Raw genomic sequence first — 16,881 nt, 5'->3', positions numbered from 1 at the left:
GTCCGTTCTGTCTTTCTTCTTCAGTAGCTCGCGATGGGCACCGGCGCCGCATTCTTGAAGGTGAACACCGTGATCGGCGCCTGCTTCATGTTGCCCTTGTCGTCGTAGGCGTAGGTCGCGGCCACGCCCTTGTAGGTGGTCTTGTAGAGCTCGGCGCCAACCTTGTCGGGGTCGACGGAGTTGGCCTTCTTCATCGACTCGCCGATGAAGAGCACCTGGTCGTAGTACGAGGCGGCGTACGCGTCGGGATCGGCGTTGAAGCGCTTCTTGAACTTCTCCTTGAAGGCCGGGCCGCTTTGCGCCTTCTCGAGGATGGAGCCGCCCTGCGCGCAGAACACCAGGTCGTTGACCGCGTCGCCGCCGAGCTTGCCTGTGGCGGGGCTGCAGACGGTGTCGCCGCCCAGCAGCTTGCCGGGCACCGCGAGCTGCTTCATCTGGCGTGCCATGGGCGCGGCCTGCGGCGCATAGCCGCCGAAGAAGATGGCCTCGGGCGCCTTGGCTTTCATGTTGGTGAGGATGGCGGTGAAGTCCACTGCCTTGTCGGTGGTGAACTCCTGGCCGACCACGGTGAGGCCCTGCTTCTTCGCCTCCTTGGTGAATTCCTCGGCGAGGCCCTGGCCGAAGGCGGTGCGGTCGTCGATCACGCCGACCTTCTTCAGCTTCATTTCCTTGGCCGCATAGACCGCCATCGCGCCGCCGATCTGGTTGTCGCTCGCGATGATGCGGTAGAGGTTCTTGTAGCCGCCCTGGGTGACCTTCGGATTGGTGCCCACGGTGGAGACCATGGTGCCCCCATCGCTGTAGACGCGCGAGGCCGGAATGGCCACGCCCGAGCAGTACGGACCCATGACGAACTTGACGCCGTCGTCCACGAACTTCTGCGCCACGCTCACGCCGGTCTTGGCGTCGCACTGGTCGTCTTCGGAGACCAACTCGAACTTCAGCGTCTTGCCGCCGACCACGAGCTTCTTCGCGTTGAGCTCCTCGATGGCCAGCCGCACGCCGTTTTCATTGTCCTTGCCCGCGAAGGCGTTGGGGCCCGAGAGAGGGCCGCTGTGGCCGATCTTGACGACCTGCTCCTGCGCATGCGCGTGGCCGGCGAGGGCCAGGGCGATGAGGGCGAGACCGGGAAACGAAACCATGCTTGAAACCATGCCTGCTTTTGTCTTCATGCTTCTTCCTGCTGGGTTGGGGACGATGAAAAACACGCTGCTGGCAGCCGGCGGGTAAGCCGGCGCCAGCGCGCCGTCGGTTTATTACATGACCGACTGGTATTGAACAGGTCTCGTCGCGAGCGCCTTCTTCACGATGCCTTCGACGAACTCGCGCTCGGCGCCGACCAGCGGCAGGCGCGGGCGGCGCATGTGCTCGGTGCCCACGCCCACGAGGGCGTCGATGAGCTTGAGGTTCTGCACCAGCTTGGTCGACACATCGAGGTGCAGCATGGGCGTCATCCACTGGTAGAGCTTGAGCGCCTCGGCGAACTTGCCGGCCTTCATCAGGTCGTAGAGCGCCACCGTCTCGCGCGGGAAGGCGCAGCCCACGCCGGCGAGCAGGCCGTCGCAGCCCAGCGCCAGGCCCTCGTAGGCGAGGTCGTCCACGCCGAGGAAGAGCTGGTAGCGCTCGCCCACGGTGTTGCGCAGGTCGGTGATGCGGCGGATGTCGTCGGTGCTTTCCTTGATGGCGGCGATCCATTCGCAGTCGGCCAGCTCGACCATGTGCGCGGGCTTGAGGTCGACGCGGTAGGCCACCGGGTTGTTGTAGACCATGATGGGTTTCTGCGCAGCGTTGGCGATGGTGCGCACGTTGAGCATGGCCTCGCGCGCGTCGGCCACGTAGATCACCGAGGGCATCACCATGAAGCCGGCCACGCCGAGCTTGTTGGCGCCATCCACGTAGCGCAGCGCCTCGCGGGTGCTGGTTTCGGACACGTTGGCCAGCACCGGGATGCGGCCGTCGGCGGCCTCCAGCGCGATCTTCGCGACCTGCAGCTTCTCTTCCAGCGTCAGGGTGCTGGCTTCGCCGAGCGAGCCGCAGGTGACGAGGCCGTGGATGCCGTTGCGGATCTGGAAGTCGATGTGCCGGGCCGTGCCCTCGGCGTCGATGCTCTCGTCGGCGTTGAACTTGGTGGTGACGGCGGGAAAGATGCCTTGCCAGCGGGGATTGCTCACTTGATCGCTCCTTTGGATGTGCGGTGTGGAAGCCACGCACTCTAAATATATTAAGGATATACCGTCAAGATACCTGTGGGGCAAGCGCTCTTCCGGGCGCGGCTCTTCTGTGATATCGCGCGGGAGAATGGAAGGGCCGGCCCGCGGGACAGCAGGGCCAGAACGGGGAGCCGGCTGCGCTTACCCGTGCTGCACCGCAGGCCGCAACACGCCTCGCTTCAGCGTGACCGGCTGGCCGACGGGCGGCGCCGTCTTCGTCTCCACGGTGCGCAGCGCGCCGTTGTCCATGCGCACGCTCACCTGGTAGACCGTGACGGTGCGCACGTGCTTCTCGATGGCATTGCCCGCGAAACCGCCGCCGACCGCGCCGAGCACGGTGGTCGCGGTGCGCCCGTTGCCGTGCCCGAACTGGTTGCCCACGAGCCCGCCCACCAGGCCGCCGGCCACGATGCCTACGCCGGTGGTCTTCTGCGGGCGCTGCACGGAGCGCACGGATTCGACATGGCCGCAGACCGCGCAGGGCGGCGGCGCGGGAGGAGCAGCAGCCGCAACCGCAGCGTTCGCGCCGGGCGCGGGTCCGGGCTGGACGGCTTGCGGCTCGGGCGCCCGCACGGGCGCTGGCAGCGGCGCGGCAGCCATCGCCTGCGGTGCCGGGCCGGCGGCCATCGGCGGCACGGCCGGCGCCGGCGGCATCGCTTCAGGCTTGAAATCGTCGGGCGCCTGAGGCGCGATATTGGTGTTGGCGGCAACCGCGGCCACCGGCGGCGCAACCGCTGTCGGCGCCTCGTGCCTGTACAGCAACGTCCCGCCCAGCGCCACCACGGCCACGGCGAGCGCGCCGATCACGCCCCAGAGCACCTTGGGCGACTTGCTCGCCGGCGGCGTGCCCGCAGGCGGATTGAATGGCGACGTCGGATCCATGAAAAAGCCCCTTGTGCGGTCCGAGGCGGAATGCCGCGGAACCCACCCAGGAGCATGGACGCGGCCGGCGCGTTGTCAATTGAGCGGCGTCCTACACGGCGATGTGGGCCACCCCGTCGAGGAATCGCCTGGCCTCGCTTCGCATGCCCTGCGAGATCGACTCCCAGGTCCACTCAGGAAAGTCCGCAGGCAGCAGGGCCTCGACTTCGTCCAGCGCGTCGTCCACCGACGCCGCCATCTCCAGCATCGCGTTCCAGACCTCGATGCCGCCGTTCTTCATGGCCAGCCCATGCCAATGGCGGGCCTGGATGGTGTGAAGGAGATAGTGCGCGTTCTTCGATCGGATGGCCATGGCCAGGCCCGCCTTGCGCGGCTGGAACTGATTCGGCCCGTTGCCGAAGTAAGGCCACATCGAAATGACGTCGTAGAGCGGCGTCATCTCGTAGGCATCGCCGCGCAGCAGGCGGATCGAGAAGTTCTTGGCGTGGCCGTCCGTGGCGGCGAGCAGGAAGAAGGCCAGCTGCGCGAGCAGGAACCGCGTGCCGTCGCCCGCATTGCCGCTGCCTTGCAGAAGCTGCAGGCACTTGCTCATGCCGGGGCCGCCGTGCTGCTCGTACTTTCTTTCGGACGGCAAGCCCATGGCCTGGCAGAAGTCTTCCTGCGGCAGGCGCGCGATCCAGCTGCCGCCGTCCATCCGCTCGCGGTCGAAGCGCTCCACGACCAGCACCGTCTGCCCACCGAAAGTGGCCATGGAGGTCTCCGCGACGGGCAGGCCGAGCGCTTCGACGATCTGCGCGCACAGCCATTCGTTCTGCACCGAGTCCGAAGCATTCACGCGCTTCGATCCGCCGATCAGGCCGAGCGGCAGCTTGATGATGTGCGTGGTGGGCGTGGCGCCATGCGGCCGGCACCACCTGCCGTTCCAGAAGGTGAGCGCGGTCTTCTCCTGCGCACCGGCCAGGGAGATGCGCAACAGGTCCTCGTCACGCATGCCCTCCGGGGTGTCCTCGGATGGAACGGCTTGCAGCAGTGCCGCGATCTGTCCTTCGTCCAGAGGCTCGCAGTTCACCGCATTCCAACCCTGTGGCACGGCATCCGGGGGCAGCAGCTGCACGGCCCCGACACAGTCGCGGCCGATGGCTTCGAGCAGGTCGAAGGCCCTGGTGTCCTTGAGCCTGAAGCGATTGCGCAGGCGCGCGCGAATCCTGTCGTTGTCGGGCAGGAGGTTGTCGAAGTAGTTCTTCACCGCCTCGCCGCGCACCTCGAGCGCCGGATTGATCGGGACCGACAGCGACAGCGACCGATGCCGTGGCAGCGCCAGCCAGCGAGGGGCGTAACGGAACGAATGGGAGTCGCGGTCGACCGACCATGTGCCGACGAGCTCGCCATTCATCCATGCGTTCAGCGACTGCGTCACCACGCTTGCCTCTTCGCCTGGATCAGGAAATTCCGCCGTGACGTCGGCTCCACGGTCTTGTCGGGATTCAGCGCCCGAAGCTCGCGCAGCAAGGCGCCCGTGCCGAGCCTCTGCGCGGCGACGCCTTCGGGCTCCAGGCTGGCCAGCACCGACTGGCCGCTCATCCTGCGAAGGGTCCACTTCCCTTGTTCCCGCGGGAGCTTCACGTCGTCGTCCGGCAGTGCGTCATCGGCATGCGCCTGCTCGTCCACGATATCGGGCACGGAGGCCGCAGACCCGTCCTCGCGCAGGATGAACGACGCGCCGAGCGCCGACAGCAACTTCACCAGCTGCTCGAAGCTCACGGCGCCCGGAGCGGCCTCGATCTCGGCGACGCGGGCCTGGCTGACGCCGATGAGCGCGCCGGCCTGCGCCTGCGTCAGGCCGCGTTTCTTTCGCAGCGCCTTGAGGTGCGGCCGCAACTGGTCGACGAAGCGCAGGGGATAGTCCATGTTGGATTCAACATATCGGCCCTGGCTTATTTTGTCAATCTATCGGCTTTGGCTTATATCTTCGGTTTATCGGATGAAGCCGATAAATGACGCTCAGTCCACCTTCGCCCCCGAAGCCTTCACCACAACCCCCATCGCATCCCAATCAGCGCGCAGCAGCTTCTGGAATTCTTCCGCGCTCTGGCTGCGCGGCTCCACGCCCAGGCGCTTGAAGCGTTCCTGGATCGCCGGATCGGCCAGCACCTTGTTGACGGCGGCGTTCAGGCGCTCGACCTCGGCCTTGGGCGTACCGGCGGGGGCGAGCAGGCCGATCCACGAATCGAAGGCATAGCCCGGCAGGCCGCTTTCGGCCACGGTGGGCAGCTTGGGCAGGAAGGGGCTGCGCGACTGGCCGGTGGAGGCCAGCAGCTTCATGCGGGCGTCGTCCTGGAAGCCGATCACGCCGATGCTCGACGAGATCACCGCCTGCACGCGGCCCGCGAGCACCTCGTTGACGGCCTCGCCGGTCGACTTGGTCGGGATGTGCGTCATCTGCAGCCCGGCCTTCGCGAGGAAGGACGCCATCGCCAGGTGCGTGGCGCTGCCATTGCCGGCCGAGGCGTAGTTGTACTTGCCCGGGTTGGCCTTGACCTCCTTGATGAAGTCGGCCGTGCTCGACACGCCCATGCCGCTGGCCACCGCCAGCACGTAGCCCGCGTTGCCGACGTTGGCGACGCCGACGAAGTCCTTCAGCGGGTCGTAGCTGAGCTTGTTGTAGAGAAAGCCCGCGATGTTGTGGCTCGCGGCCGCGAGGACGAGCGTGTTGCCGTCCGCCGGGGCGCGCGCCACCATGGCCGCGCCCACCGTGCCGCCGGCGCCCGCGCGGTTCTCGACGATGGCGCTGGCGTTCAGCGCCGCGCCCAGCTCGTTGTTGAAGGCGCGCGCCACCGTGTCCTGCACCGCGCCGGTGGCGAAGGGCACGACGATGTGGATCACGCGCTGCTGCGCGTGCAGCGGCGCGACGGCGCAAAGCGCGGCGACAGCCGCCAGCGCGGCCAGGGAACGTCGGGTGAACGGGGTCGTGGTCATCTTGGTGGCCGCTTTCATCATCAACAGAAAAAGGAAACGCCGGTCAGCCGCGCGCCGGCAGCCAGCGCTGCACCAGCTTCACGAAGTAGCTGGCGCCGATCGGGATGATCTCGTCGTTGAAGTCGAACGAGGTGTTGTGGATGATGCAAGGGCCGGGCCCGTGGCCGTCGAGCCGGTGGTCGCCGTCGCCGTTGCCCAGGAAGGCGTAGCAGCCGGGCCGCGCGAGCAGCATGTGGGCGAAGTCTTCCGCGCCCATCACGGCGGGGAAGTCGTCGGTGACCATGTCGTCGCCCACCACCTCGCGCATCACGCCGGCCGCGAAGCGTGCCTCGGCCGGGTGGTTCACGGTCGGCGGCGACGAGCGCTTGAAGAACACCTCGGCCGTGCAGCCATGCGCCGCCGCCACGCCCGCGGCCACTTCGCGCAGGCGGGCTTCGAGCTTGTCGATGGCGTCGATGGAGAAGGTGCGGATGGTGCCGCCCACGGTGGCCACGTCGGGAATGACGTTGGGCGCATCGGAGCCCTGCAGCTGCGTGACCGCGAGCAGCGCGCGCTCGGTGCTTGGAATGGTGCGCGCCACGATGGTCTGCAGCTGCTGCGCGAGCGTGACCACCGCCGCCACCGGGTCGATGCCGGTGTGCGGCATAGAGGCGTGCGTGCCGCGCCCGCGCACGGTGATCATGTAGGTGTTGCTCGACGCCATCAGCGCGCCTTCGTTGAGCGCGAAGCGGCCCACCTCGCCCACCGGGAAGTTGTGCAGGCCGAAGACCGCGTCGCAGGGGAAGCGCTCGAACAGGCCCTCGTCGATCATCTTCTTTGCACCGGCCTTGCCCATCTCCTCGGCGGGCTGGAAGATGAAATGCACCGTGCCGTCGAAGTCGTCGGGGCCCTGCTGAGACAGGTGCCAGGCGGCGGCCAGCAGCATGGTGGTGTGGCCGTCGTGGCCGCAGGCGTGCATGCGGCCGGGGTTGGTCGACTTGTGGGCGAACTCGTTGGCCTCGTGCAGCGGCAGCGCGTCCATGTCGGCGCGCAGGCCGATGGTGCGGCTGCCGGTGCCCTTGCGCAGCACGCCGACGAGGCCGGTGCCGGCGATGCCGCGATGCACCTCGATGCCCCATTCGGCGAGCAGCTTCGCCACCTTCTCGGAAGTGCGGTGCTCCTCGAAGCCGAGCTCGGGATGGGCGTGGATGTCGCGCCGGATCTCGACGAAGCGGGCGGCGTTGGTGACGAAGGAATCGGCGATGTTCATGGCGGGGGCTGCTGCCGGCTGCGAAGCCAGTCCGGTCGTTCGATGAAGGATGAAGCGAACGATTCTGGCGCAGCCGCCCGCCCGGCGCACGCCGGGTTGCTTGCTGACCTGACTACGCGAGGCGCCCCTCTTGCCGCAGCTTCGCGCCGATGCGCCGGATCTCGGCCTCGCCCTGCTCGAGCGCGGCCTTGCTGGTGTGCACCGAGTAGTAGCCCATCACCAGCTCGTGCGGATGCTTCTGCGCCGAGCCCAGCACGAAGGCCGTGTCGCCGTGCGCCACGAAGTCGATGGCCGCGCCTGACTCCTCGAACACCGCGAGCTCGCCGGCGGCGATGGGGCCGCCGGTGTCGTCGCCCGCCTCGAGCCGGCCCGCGCTGAGCGCGACCCAGCCCACGGTGTGGCCGGCCGGAGGCACGTAGCTCCAGCGTTCGCCGTCCTTCAGCTTCACGGCCAGGTAGTTCATCGGCGAGGGCGCGGCGATGGGGCTGCGCGCCGCGCCGTATCGGCCGAGCAGCACGCGCGCCGGGCCTTCCTGCGGCACCTGCGAGGGCGCGAGGTACATGCTCTGCGCGGGCGCGTTCTCTTCCGAAGGCGGCAGCGCCACCCACAGCTGGAAGCCGCTCACGCGTTCCACGCCGGGCGCGGGGGCGCCGGTGTGCCACACGCCGTTGCCGGCACGCATCCATTCGACGCCGCCGCCGTGCAGCGTGCCCTTCTCGCCGGTGGTGTCCTCGTACTGCGTGTCGCCTTCCATCAGCCAGGTCAGCGTGGCGATGCCCGAGTGCGGATGCAGGCCGAAGCCCTTGTGGCCGCCGGTCACGTCGAAGCCGAAGAGGTCCAGGAACACGAAGGGCTTGAGGAACTCGCCCAGATCGCCGGGGCTCATCAGCCGCGTGATGCCGCCGTGGCGCGAGCCGCGCGTGCGGTAGACGATGGCGCGGGCCTGCGTTTGCGTTTCTGCTGCTGCGGCGTTCATGCTGCCTCCCTTGCCGTCTTGAGCGCCCTGGTCCACCACGCGATGTCGTCGAGCAGCGCCGTGGCCGCCTGCGCGAGGTGCGGGAAGTCGGCGAAGCTCTTGCCCTGCTGCCAGATGCCGAGGAACTCGACCATGCCGATGTGCACCGCGTGGCGCACCGGCGCCATCTGCATCTCGACGGCCACCAGCCGCAGCTGCTCGATGGCGCGCGCCGCGCCCACGCCGCCGTAGCCCACGAATCCGATCGGCTTGCGGATGAATTCCTTGTAGGCCCAGTCGATCGCGTTCTTCAGCACCGCGCTCGGGCCGTGGTTGTACTCGGGCGTGACCACGATCAGGCCGTCGAAGCTGGCCAGCTTGGCCTGCCAGCGCTGCGCGGCCTCGTTCTTCACCGGGCCCCAGGCCGGCGCGCCGGCTTCATTGAAAAGGGGCAGCGGATGGTCGCGCAGGTCGACCAGCTCGAAGGCCAGGTCGGTGCGCTGCTTCGCGATGTCATGGATCCACTGCGCGGGCTTCTCGCCGAAGCGGCCTTCGCGGGTGGAGCCGAGGATGATGCCGATGCGGGGTTGTTGTGCGGTCATGAGGTACTCCGTGGGGGTTGGAAAAGAAGAAGAAGAAGGAAGAGAAGCTCAGGCGGCCGTGGCCTGCTGCGGCACCGGCCACAGCCGCCAGGCGACGAAGCCCGACAGCGCCGCCAGCACCACGGCCGGCGCCGGGTTGCCGCCGATCAGCGCGAGGTGCGTGGCGACGGCGCAGACCATGGTCGCAAACAGCAGCAGGCCGCCGAGGAAGCCGGTCGCGGGCACGATCAGCAGCACGGCGCCGCCGACTTCGACCAGGCCGGTCACGTAGCGGAACCACTGGCCGAAGCCGATGGCGTCGAACACCTGAACCATCTGCGGCGCGCCGGCCAGCTTGGCGGCTCCGGCGGCGCCGAAAGCCAGGGCCAGCAGGATGCGCACGCCCCAGACAATGCGGCGTTGCGTGGGAGAAGTCAGTGATGTGGAAGTCATGGGCAGAAGGTTAGGCACGCACCCATTGATCGACTAGGCGGTAGAGTCGGATTGCACTTGTCCATGAATTGAAGGAATCAGCCGCCATGTTCGACCTCAACGACGTCGCCGTCTTCGTCCAGGTGGTGCGCCACGGCAGCTTTGCCGAGGCGGCCCGGCGGCTGGGCCTGCCGCCCAACACCGTGAGCCGGCGCATCCAGCAGCTCGAATCGCAGCTCGGCACCCGGCTGATGCAGCGCTCCACCCGCAAGCTCACGCTCACCAGCGCCGGGCAGGAGTTCCATGACCGGTGCGCCGGCCTGATCGACGGGTTGGCCGCCGCCGGGCAGGCGCTGGCGGCCGGTGGCCAGGAGCCCAGCGGCCTCGTGCGTGTGGCCGCGCCGGCGGATTTCTTCGATTTCTTCCCGATGGAATGGGTGGCCGGCTTCCTGGCCGAACATCCGCTGGTCAAGCTCGACTTCGTGCTCAGCGACGCGGCCGCCGACCTGATCGCCGAGCGGATCGACGTGGCCTTCCGCGGCGGCGTGCTGCGCGACTCGGGCTACGTGGGCCGGCGGCTGGCCACCAGCAGCGCCGGCCTGCTGGCGAGCCCCGCCTACATCGCCCGGCGCGGCGAACCCCAGAGCCTGCAGGACCTGGCCGGCCACGACTGCGTGACGCCCTCGACCCCCACCGGCCACACCATCTGGCGCCTCACCGGCCCCGATGGCGTGGAAGAGGAAGTGCAGGTCACCGGCCGCTTCACCGGCAACACCGCCCAGGCGCTGCGCAGGGCCGCGCTCGCCGGGCTGGGCATCGCGCAGCTGCCGCCCGCCATGGCCACGCGCGACGAGCAGGCCGGCCAGCTGGTGCGCGTGCTGCCTCAGTACGAGTACGCCGGCCGGGGGCTCAACGTCGTGTACCCGAGCCGCAAGCACCTGCCGCTGGCGGTGTCGGCCTTCATCGGGCTGGTGATGGGCAAGCTCGACCAGATGGACGCGCTGAAGTAGCCGCACTGCCGCCTGCGCCTTCGGGTTTCGGCTGAGAATGCGAGCCCATGAAAATCGAAAAAGACACCGTCGTCACCATCAAGTACAAGGTCTCCGACGCCCAGGGCAAGCTCATCGAGGCGAGCCCCGAGCCGATGGCCTACCTGCATGGCGGCTACCAGAACACGCTGCCCAAGATCGAGGAAGCGCTCGACGGCAAGGAAAAGGGCTACCAGACCGTGCTGAACCTCGCCCCCGAAGACGCCTTCGGCGAGCGTGACGAGTCGCTGGTGCGCAGCATCCCAAAGACCGACTTCCCGCCAGGCGTGAAGGTCGGTGGCCAGCTGCAGGGCCGCCTCGACGACGGCCGCGAGCACGTCTTCACCGTGATGAAGATCAAGGGCCCGGTCGTGCTGCTCGACGGCAACCATCCCTGGGCCGGCAAGGCGCTGAAGTTCAGCCTGCAAGTGACTGATGTGCGCGCGGCGCAGCCGGTGGAGATCGAGCACCGGCATGTTCATGGGGCGCATGGGCATCATCACTGAGCCAGTGCCGGCCCCATGGCTGGCGGCTGGCTAGTTCTTCTTCCAGAACCTCGGCGCATCCTCGATCTTCTCCAGCGCCTTGCGGCAGGCCTTCGCCCCGGCCGCGTGCCGCGCTGTGAACCATCCAACCGCGAACCATGCACGCGCATCGCGCGCGGTGGCCTCGCGGTACAGGGCGAGCGCGACGGCCTCGTCGTTGAATTCGCCCAGCGCGTCCTGCGCGGGGCGAAGGGCCTTCAGGTAGCGGCCGGCGGTGCCGCCTTCTTCTTTCTCATCGAACAGCGGCGCCACGAACTCGGCGAGGTAGCGCAGGCGCTTGAGGCGCTTGCGCACGCGGTGCTGGCTTTCGGTGTCGAGCGACTCGAAGCGTTCGCCGTCGCGCAGCACCTGCTTGTGGAGGCGCTGCAGGCGCTTGCGCAGCAGGCGGCGGGCGGCGTTGGCGCCGATCGGTACTGATGACGGGGTGTCTTCCGCGACAGGGGCGGGCGCGGGTTCTGCCGGCCTGGCGGCTGCGGTGAAGCCGATCAGCGAGACGAGCACGTTCTGGAAGGCCGGAGCGCGCACGATGTCGGCGGGCGAGGGCGCATCGGCAGCAGCGGCCTCGCCGGCGGCCAGCGGGTCGAAATCGGGCGCGCCGGCTTCGCGCAGGCGCGGCTGGGCCAGCTTCACGACCTGCTCGCGGTCGCGCAGTGCGCCGAGGGCGCGGAAGGCATCGACCAGCGGGGGCTCCCATTCGGCGGCTTCGGCTACGCCCGAGGCGGGATCGAGCGGCGCGAGTTCGCGCAGGGCCGTGCGCAGGCGGCGGATGCCGATGCGCAGCTGGTGGATCTGCTCCTCGTCGGTGCTGCCCGCGGCGATCTCGCTCGCGTTCGGCAGCATCTGCGCGAGGCACGAGGCCACCACGGCCTGACGGATGGCCATGCCGTCCGGGTGCTGGCCGGCGAAGCGCGGCGTTTCGGCCTTCACTGCCTCCACGGTTTCCTGCGCGGCCAGCAGGCGCGCGCCGCGTTCGGCCTTCGAGACGGTGCTGAACCACAGCCCGTGCTGCTGCGACCAGCGCCGCGCGAGCGAGACCAGCCCCTGCACATCGCCGCGCTTGAGCTCCAGTTCGAGCTCGCACACCGGCGATTCGCGCTGCTCGGGCGTGCCAGCGTGGGCGACGACCTTGCCGACGTCCAGCGCCATCTCGACCACCGCGCCGCCGGGGCCGGTGACGCGCACGTCGCGTGTGAGCCGCACGATATCGGTCGACTGGCGCTCGACCAGCGCCGCGCCGCCGCCTTCGGCCAGCAGCTTCGCGAGCCGCTCGCCCACGGGCGTGCCCTGGTGGCGCTGCGGATCGATGCCGGGCGCGGGGCCCGTGGTGCCCAGGTCGACGTTGTGCTCCAGCCGGTGCAGGGCGTTGTCGCCGGTGGCCTTGACGGTCTGCACCCAGCGCCGCCCCTCCTTGCGCAGCCGCAGCACCATGCCGTCGGCGGCCAGGCGCTGGTCGGCGGTGTCGAAATAGCGGGCCTGCAGACGGGTGCGCACGACAGTGCCGCGCTTGAGGGCGACTTCGACGGCCTTCAGGCGACCGGGAGGGATGCAGAACTTGAACTCGATTTCCATGGCGACCATGATGCCCCGTTCATTTCACCTCTTGCAATCGCGGTCGCATCGCCGGAATTTCCCGGCGTCGAAAAAGATGTGGACGCCGTCCATTTGATTTGATATCGTTTGTGGACGGCGTACACAAGATGCCGGAAAACACCTCCACATCCACTCTTTTTTTCTTCATCGACAAGGACGACACCATGGCCACCAAGCAGATCTTCGTGAACCTCCCCGTAAAGAACCTCGACAAGACCAAGGCGTTCTTCGCCGCCCTGGGCTACACCTTCAACGAGCAGTTCACCGACGCCAATGCCGCGTGCATGGTCGTCCAGAAGGACAGCATCCACGTGATGCTGCTGGTCGAGGAGTTCTTCAAGACCTTCACCACCAAGAGCATCACCGACACCGCGAAGAGCACCGAAGTGCTGCTGTGCCTCTCGTGCGAGAGCCGCGCCGAGGTCGACGAACTCGTGGCCAAGGCCAAGGCCGCCGGCGGCACCACGCCGACCGAGCCGAAGGACTACGGCTTCATGTACGGCCACGGCTTCCAGGACATCGACGGCCACCTGTGGGAGCTGGTCTACATGGACCCGAACGCCGAGATGCCGAAGCAGTAAGGCTCCGGCAGGCCGCCGGAAGAGGAGGACGACCGATGCCCATCGTTCCATACGCGCTCTTCACCGTTGCACGCAAGGCACCTACCGCAAGGCGGCGGCGCCCCGATATTCCAGGCACTGGCGCGGCATCATCGGCCGCGCCCCACCTGGAAAGGAATAGCAGCGCCATGACCGACAGCAACAGCAAGAGCCCCATCGTGCGGATCGCCCCCCTGGGCTTTCCGTGGCAGACGATCGACCCGTTCCTCTTCTGCGTCTACCACGACGACGCCTACCCGAAGGCCAACGGCCGCATGGGCCCCGAGGCCTCGCTGGCCGGCCGCCAGATCGGCCAGGACTTCAGCCGCAAGGACGGCTGGAGCATGTACCACGGCGAGACGGTGCCGGGCTTTCCCTCGCACCCGCACCGCGGCTTCGAGACCGTGACCATCGTGCGCAAGGGCCTTGTCGACCATTCGGACTCGCTGGGCGCCACCGCGCGCTTCGGCGGCGGCGACGTGCAGTGGCTCACCGCCGGCAAGGGCATCGTGCATTCGGAGATGTTCCCGCTGCTCGATTCCGCCTCGGCGAATCCGCTGGAGCTGTTCCAGATCTGGCTCAACCTGCCGGCGAAGAGCAAGATGGCCGAGCCGCACTTCACGATGTTCTGGTCGGAGGCCATTCCGCGCTTCGTCTCCGACGACGCGAAGGGCGGCCGCACCGAGGTCGCGGTGATCGCGGGCCGGCTCGGCGACGACGCCGCCAACGGCCGCGCGCCGATCCAGCCGCTGGCGCCCCCGCCCGACTCCTGGGCCGCGCAGGCCGATGCCGACGTGGCGATCTGGACGCTGAAGATGACGCCCGGCGCCCAATGGACGCTGCCCGCCGCCACCGGCGAGGGCACGCGGCGCATGCTGTACTTCTTCAAGGGAGCGACGGCGCTGGTCGGCGGCGAGAGCGTGCAGGGCCCGGCTGCCATCGAGCTGCGCGCGGACACGGCCGTCGATATCGCCAACGGCGACGCGGAAGCCGCGGAGTTCCTGGTGCTGCAGGGCCGCCCGATCGCCGAGCCGGTGGCCCAGTACGGCCCCTTCGTGATGAACACGCAGGCCGAGATCAGCCAGACCATGGCCGACTACCGCCGCACGCAGTTCGGCGGCTGGCCCTGGGAAGACCCGGCGCCGGTGCATGGGCACGGCACGCCGCGCTTCGCCCGGCATCCCGGCGGGCGCGAGGAGCTGCCGGTGGAAGCGGCTGGAAAGCCGGCCTAGAAAGTCTTGAGGATCTCGACGCTCGGCGCCGTCATGCGCGGCACGAACTCGATGACCTCGGTGCGCGCCACCCCGCCCTGCACGAAGGGGTCGCGCGCCAGCACCGCCTCCAGGCCCTCGCGGTCGCCCGAGCGCGCGAGGATCACTCCACCCTGGCGCGGCACCTGCCGGCCCGAAGCCACGAAAAGGCCGCTTTCGTAGTGCTTCTTGAGCCAGACCATGTGCGCATCCATCAGCGCGTCGACTTCCTCGAGCGGGCGGACGTAGGTGAGGGTGACGATGAACATGGGCGGGATGGCGGTGAATTCGGAAGCCTCGATCCTATGGCCTCGGCGGCGTGCCCGCCGGGCGCAGGTGTGCGCGTGCGTAACCGACTGCACACCGGCGCCGACTATCCCGGCCTGGCCTATTCGATCGCCACGCCGCCTTCCTTCACCAGCTTCGCGAACTTCGCCGTCTCCTCGCGGATCTGCCGCGCCATTTCTTCCTGCGTGCCGCCCAGCGGCTCGGCGCCGATGGCCTGCATGCGCTGCGCGAAATCGGGCGAATGGATGATCTTCACCATCTCGGCGTTCAGCCGCGCCACGATCTCCTTCGGCGTGGCCGCCGGCGCGAGCACGCCGAACCAGGTGCCGATGTCGAAGCCCTTGAGCCCCGCTTCCTCCAGCGTCGGCACCTCGGGCAGCACCGACGAGCGCCGTGCGGTGGTCACGGCCAGCGCGCGCAGCTTGCCGCCCTTGATGTGCTGCAGCACCGGCGTGATGGTGTCGAAGGACATCGCCACCTGCCCGCCGAGCAGGTCGGTGGTCAACGGCCCGCTGCCCTTGTAGGGCACGTGCAGCAGCTTCGCGCCGGTGCTGGCCTGGAACTGCGTGCCGATCAGGTGCTGCGCCGTGCCATTGCCGTTCGAGCCGTAGGCCAGCTTCTCGGGCGCCGCCTTGGCGAGCGCGACCAGTTCGGCCACGTTCTTCGCGGGCGTGTTCGCCGCGTTGACCACCAGCACGTTGGGCACCATCGCCACCACGGTGATGGGCGCCAGGTCCTTCTGGAAGTCGTAGGGCAGCTTCCTGTAGACGCTGGTGGCGATGGTGTGGTGCACCGCGCCCATCAGCAGCGTGTAGCCATCGGGCCTGGCCTTGGCCACGTAGTCGGCGCCCAGCGTGGCGCCGGCACCGGGCTTGCTCTCGACCACCACCGGCTGGCCCAGCGACTGCGAGAGCCTGTCGGCCAACGCGCGAGCGAGCACGTCGGTGGTGCCGCCGGCGGGAAAGGGCACGACGAGGCTGATCGGCCTTGCTGGCCAGCCCGGAGTGGGCTGCGCCTGCTGCGCGAAGGCGAGGGCGGTAGTGCCCAGCCCCAGCACGACAGCTGCGGCCCGCAGCACGGTGCGCCGCTGGCGGCGCGCTTTCGGAAAAGCGTTCATGGTCTTGTCTCCGGCTCGTTGTCGTGGTGCGCGCATCGAGGCGCGCGGAAACCGTGGAATCGCTCAGGGCCCGGTCAGGCCGCCAGCCGCAGCGGCTCGGCCGCTATGTGCGCGCACACCGCGCGCGTCACCTGCTCGGTGGTCGCGTTGCCGCCGAGGTCGCGCGTGTGCAGCGCGTGGTTGGCCGTGACGTGCTCCACCGCGGCCATCACGCGGCGCGCGGCCTCGGTCTCGCCCAGGTGCTCCAGCAGCATCACCACCGACCAGAAGGTGCCCACAGGGTTGGCGAGCCCCTTGCCCATGATGTCGAAGGCCGAGCCGTGGATGGGCTCGAACATGGACGGGTAGCGCCGCTCGGGATCGATGTTACCGGTGGGCGCGATGCCCAGGCTGCCCGCGAGCGCGGCCGCAAGGTCGCTGAGGATGTCGGCGTGCAGGTTGGTGGCGACGATGGTGTCGAGCGTGGCGGGCCTGTTGACCATGCGCGCGGTCATCGCGTCCACCAGTTCCTTGTCCCAGCTCACGTCGGGGAACTCCTTCGAGACCTGCAGCGCGATCTCGTCCCACATCACCATCGCGTGGCGCTGCGCGTTGCTCTTGGTGACCACCGTGAGCAGCTTGCGCGGCCGCGAGCGTGCCAGCCCGAAGGCGAAGCGCATGACGCGCTCCACGCCGGCGCGGGTCATCATGCTCACGTCGGTGGCGGCCTCGATCGGATGGCCCTGGTGCACACGGCCCCCGACGCCGGCGTATTCGCCCTCGGAGTTCTCGCGCACGATCACCCAGTTCAGGTCTTCCGCCTTGCAGCGCTTCAGCGGCGCGTCGATGCCGGGCAGGATGCGCGTGGGCCGCACGTTGGCGTACTGGTCGAAGCCCTGGCAGATCTTCAGGCGCAGGCCCCACAGCGTGATGTGGTCGGGAATGTGCGGATCGCCCGCGGAGCCGAAAAGAATGGCGTCCTTGCCGCGCAGCGCGTCGAGGCCGTCGGCCGGCATCATCTCGCCGTGCGCCCGGTACCAGTCGCCGCCCCAGCCGAAGTCCTCGAAGCTGAACTTCAGCGCGCCGCCGGAGGCCTCGGCCAGCGCCTCCATCACCTGGCGTCCTGCGGGTATCACTTCCTTGCCGATGCCGTCGCCGGGAATGGTGGCAATGCTGTAGCTGCTGCTCATCGTCGATGTC

General features: G+C 68.6%; 18 protein-coding genes. 4 read left to right on the top strand and 14 right to left on the bottom strand.

The features are described 5' to 3' along the window. Positions 1-20 precede the first annotated feature (20 nt). The 10 genes from AC1VNX_RS01660 to AC1VNX_RS01615 all read right to left on the bottom strand — a co-directional run bounded on the left by AC1VNX_RS01660 (position 21) and on the right by AC1VNX_RS01615 (position 9,306). Positions 21-1,172 carry a branched-chain amino acid ABC transporter substrate-binding protein gene (locus tag AC1VNX_RS01660; RefSeq protein ID WP_483155188.1) on the bottom strand — a complete coding sequence of 384 codons (1,152 nt, stop codon included), beginning with the start codon at positions 1,170-1,172 and terminating at the stop codon, positions 21-23. Between the two features lie 84 nt (positions 1,173-1,256). Further along, positions 1,257-2,171 carry a dihydrodipicolinate synthase family protein gene (locus AC1VNX_RS01655; RefSeq protein WP_483155187.1) on the bottom strand — a complete coding sequence of 305 codons (915 nt, stop codon included), beginning with the start codon at positions 2,169-2,171 and terminating at the stop codon, positions 1,257-1,259. Between the two features lie 180 nt (positions 2,172-2,351). Continuing rightward, positions 2,352-3,092 (bottom strand): outer membrane lipoprotein, encoded by a 741-nt coding sequence (locus AC1VNX_RS01650; protein WP_483155186.1) that lies wholly within the window; start codon positions 3,090-3,092, stop codon positions 2,352-2,354. 91 nt (positions 3,093-3,183) lie between these two features. After that, positions 3,184-4,485, bottom strand: a complete 1,302-nt coding sequence (locus AC1VNX_RS01645; RefSeq protein WP_483161856.1) for a HipA domain-containing protein — start codon at positions 4,483-4,485, stop codon at positions 3,184-3,186. 20 nt (positions 4,486-4,505) lie between these two features. Further along, the gene (locus AC1VNX_RS01640; protein ID WP_483155185.1) at positions 4,506-5,000 is read right to left on the bottom strand and encodes a helix-turn-helix domain-containing protein; all 495 of its coding nucleotides are present in this window, start codon (positions 4,998-5,000) and stop codon (positions 4,506-4,508) included. 93 nt (positions 5,001-5,093) lie between these two features. Then, positions 5,094-6,068 (bottom strand): tripartite tricarboxylate transporter substrate-binding protein, encoded by a 975-nt coding sequence (locus AC1VNX_RS01635; RefSeq protein WP_483155184.1) that lies wholly within the window; start codon positions 6,066-6,068, stop codon positions 5,094-5,096. Positions 6,069-6,111: 43 nt separating this feature from the next. Beyond that, positions 6,112-7,317 (bottom strand): M20 aminoacylase family protein, encoded by a 1,206-nt coding sequence (locus AC1VNX_RS01630; RefSeq protein WP_483155183.1) that lies wholly within the window; start codon positions 7,315-7,317, stop codon positions 6,112-6,114. Between the two features lie 112 nt (positions 7,318-7,429). Next, positions 7,430-8,293, bottom strand: a complete 864-nt coding sequence (locus tag AC1VNX_RS01625; RefSeq protein ID WP_483155182.1) for a pirin family protein — start codon at positions 8,291-8,293, stop codon at positions 7,430-7,432. Then, positions 8,290-8,874 carry an NADPH-dependent FMN reductase gene (locus tag AC1VNX_RS01620; RefSeq protein WP_483155181.1) on the bottom strand — a complete coding sequence of 195 codons (585 nt, stop codon included), beginning with the start codon at positions 8,872-8,874 and terminating at the stop codon, positions 8,290-8,292. Before AC1VNX_RS01620 ends, AC1VNX_RS01625 begins: the two co-directional genes overlap by 4 nt. 48 nt (positions 8,875-8,922) lie before the next feature. Next, entirely contained in the window at positions 8,923-9,306 is a 384-nt protein-coding gene (locus AC1VNX_RS01615) for a DoxX family protein (RefSeq protein ID WP_483155180.1), read from the bottom strand. A gap of 86 nt (positions 9,307-9,392) precedes the next feature. Here AC1VNX_RS01615 and AC1VNX_RS01610 point away from each other — a divergent pair, with 86 nt between their 5' ends. Together AC1VNX_RS01610 and AC1VNX_RS01605 are read left to right on the top strand one after the other, a co-directional pair. Further along, positions 9,393-10,295 (top strand): LysR family transcriptional regulator, encoded by a 903-nt coding sequence (locus AC1VNX_RS01610; protein ID WP_483155179.1) that lies wholly within the window; start codon positions 9,393-9,395, stop codon positions 10,293-10,295. Positions 10,296-10,342: 47 nt separating this feature from the next. Next, positions 10,343-10,819, top strand: a complete 477-nt coding sequence (locus tag AC1VNX_RS01605; RefSeq protein ID WP_483155178.1) for an FKBP-type peptidyl-prolyl cis-trans isomerase — start codon at positions 10,343-10,345, stop codon at positions 10,817-10,819. 30 nt (positions 10,820-10,849) lie between these two features. On the opposite strand, the gene AC1VNX_RS01600 is transcribed toward AC1VNX_RS01605, so the two are convergent. Further along, entirely contained in the window at positions 10,850-12,436 is a 1,587-nt protein-coding gene (locus tag AC1VNX_RS01600; RefSeq protein ID WP_483155177.1) for a CYTH and CHAD domain-containing protein, read from the bottom strand. A gap of 176 nt (positions 12,437-12,612) precedes the next feature. Here AC1VNX_RS01600 and AC1VNX_RS01595 point away from each other — a divergent pair, with 176 nt between their 5' ends. After that, positions 12,613-13,029: a VOC family protein gene (locus AC1VNX_RS01595; RefSeq protein ID WP_184639211.1), complete on the top strand. Its 417-nt coding sequence runs from the start codon at positions 12,613-12,615 to the stop codon at positions 13,027-13,029. Positions 13,030-13,196: 167 nt separating this feature from the next. After that, a complete protein-coding gene (locus tag AC1VNX_RS01590) occupies positions 13,197-14,279 on the top strand; it encodes a pirin family protein (RefSeq protein WP_483155176.1) in 1,083 nt (360 codons plus the stop codon). Here AC1VNX_RS01590 and AC1VNX_RS01585 read toward each other — a convergent pair. The 3 genes from AC1VNX_RS01585 to AC1VNX_RS01575 form a co-directional block, all read right to left on the bottom strand. After that, on the bottom strand, positions 14,276-14,566 hold the full coding sequence (locus AC1VNX_RS01585) for a YciI family protein (protein WP_483155175.1): 291 nt from the start codon (positions 14,564-14,566) through the stop codon (positions 14,276-14,278). The two genes, AC1VNX_RS01590 and AC1VNX_RS01585, sit on opposite strands and share 4 nt — an antisense overlap. 119 nt (positions 14,567-14,685) lie before the next feature. Next, positions 14,686-15,702, bottom strand: coding sequence for a Bug family tripartite tricarboxylate transporter substrate binding protein (locus tag AC1VNX_RS01580; protein ID WP_483155174.1), 1,017 nt, complete (start codon positions 15,700-15,702; stop codon positions 14,686-14,688). Between the two features lie 74 nt (positions 15,703-15,776). Then, complete coding sequence (locus AC1VNX_RS01575; protein ID WP_483155173.1) at positions 15,777-16,871, bottom strand: tartrate dehydrogenase; 1,095 nt, start codon at positions 16,869-16,871, stop codon at positions 15,777-15,779. Positions 16,872-16,881: the final 10 nt, after the last annotated feature.

The organism is Variovorax sp. TLI9-5A, assembly GCF_056867935.1.
This window is presented reverse-complemented; position numbering and strand designations above follow the sequence as displayed.

What these genes read in the sequence shown, in the direction of transcription:
- AC1VNX_RS01660 (WP_483155188.1), bottom strand. Translation starts at nt 1,172, where the DNA reads ATGAAGACAAAAGCAGGCATGGTTTCAAGCATGGTTTCGTTTCCCGGT.
- AC1VNX_RS01650 (WP_483155186.1), bottom strand. Translation starts at nt 3,092, where the DNA reads ATGGATCCGACGTCGCCATTCAATCCGCCTGCGGGCACGCCGCCGGCG.
- AC1VNX_RS01645 (WP_483161856.1), bottom strand. Translation starts at nt 4,485, where the DNA reads ATGAATGGCGAGCTCGTCGGCACATGGTCGGTCGACCGCGACTCCCAT.
- AC1VNX_RS01640 (WP_483155185.1), bottom strand. Translation starts at nt 5,000, where the DNA reads ATGGACTATCCCCTGCGCTTCGTCGACCAGTTGCGGCCGCACCTCAAG.
- AC1VNX_RS01635 (WP_483155184.1), bottom strand. Translation starts at nt 6,068, where the DNA reads ATGACCACGACCCCGTTCACCCGACGTTCCCTGGCCGCGCTGGCGGCT.
- AC1VNX_RS01630 (WP_483155183.1), bottom strand. Translation starts at nt 7,317, where the DNA reads ATGAACATCGCCGATTCCTTCGTCACCAACGCCGCCCGCTTCGTCGAG.
- AC1VNX_RS01625 (WP_483155182.1), bottom strand. Translation starts at nt 8,293, where the DNA reads ATGAACGCCGCAGCAGCAGAAACGCAAACGCAGGCCCGCGCCATCGTC.
- AC1VNX_RS01620 (WP_483155181.1), bottom strand. Translation starts at nt 8,874, where the DNA reads ATGACCGCACAACAACCCCGCATCGGCATCATCCTCGGCTCCACCCGC.
- AC1VNX_RS01615 (WP_483155180.1), bottom strand. Translation starts at nt 9,306, where the DNA reads ATGACTTCCACATCACTGACTTCTCCCACGCAACGCCGCATTGTCTGG.
- AC1VNX_RS01610 (WP_483155179.1), top strand. Translation starts at nt 9,393, where the DNA reads ATGTTCGACCTCAACGACGTCGCCGTCTTCGTCCAGGTGGTGCGCCAC.
- AC1VNX_RS01605 (WP_483155178.1), top strand. Translation starts at nt 10,343, where the DNA reads ATGAAAATCGAAAAAGACACCGTCGTCACCATCAAGTACAAGGTCTCC.
- AC1VNX_RS01600 (WP_483155177.1), bottom strand. Translation starts at nt 12,436, where the DNA reads ATGGTCGCCATGGAAATCGAGTTCAAGTTCTGCATCCCTCCCGGTCGC.
- AC1VNX_RS01595 (WP_184639211.1), top strand. Translation starts at nt 12,613, where the DNA reads ATGGCCACCAAGCAGATCTTCGTGAACCTCCCCGTAAAGAACCTCGAC.
- AC1VNX_RS01590 (WP_483155176.1), top strand. Translation starts at nt 13,197, where the DNA reads ATGACCGACAGCAACAGCAAGAGCCCCATCGTGCGGATCGCCCCCCTG.
- AC1VNX_RS01585 (WP_483155175.1), bottom strand. Translation starts at nt 14,566, where the DNA reads ATGTTCATCGTCACCCTCACCTACGTCCGCCCGCTCGAGGAAGTCGAC.
- AC1VNX_RS01580 (WP_483155174.1), bottom strand. Translation starts at nt 15,702, where the DNA reads ATGAACGCTTTTCCGAAAGCGCGCCGCCAGCGGCGCACCGTGCTGCGG.
- AC1VNX_RS01575 (WP_483155173.1), bottom strand. Translation starts at nt 16,871, where the DNA reads ATGAGCAGCAGCTACAGCATTGCCACCATTCCCGGCGACGGCATCGGC.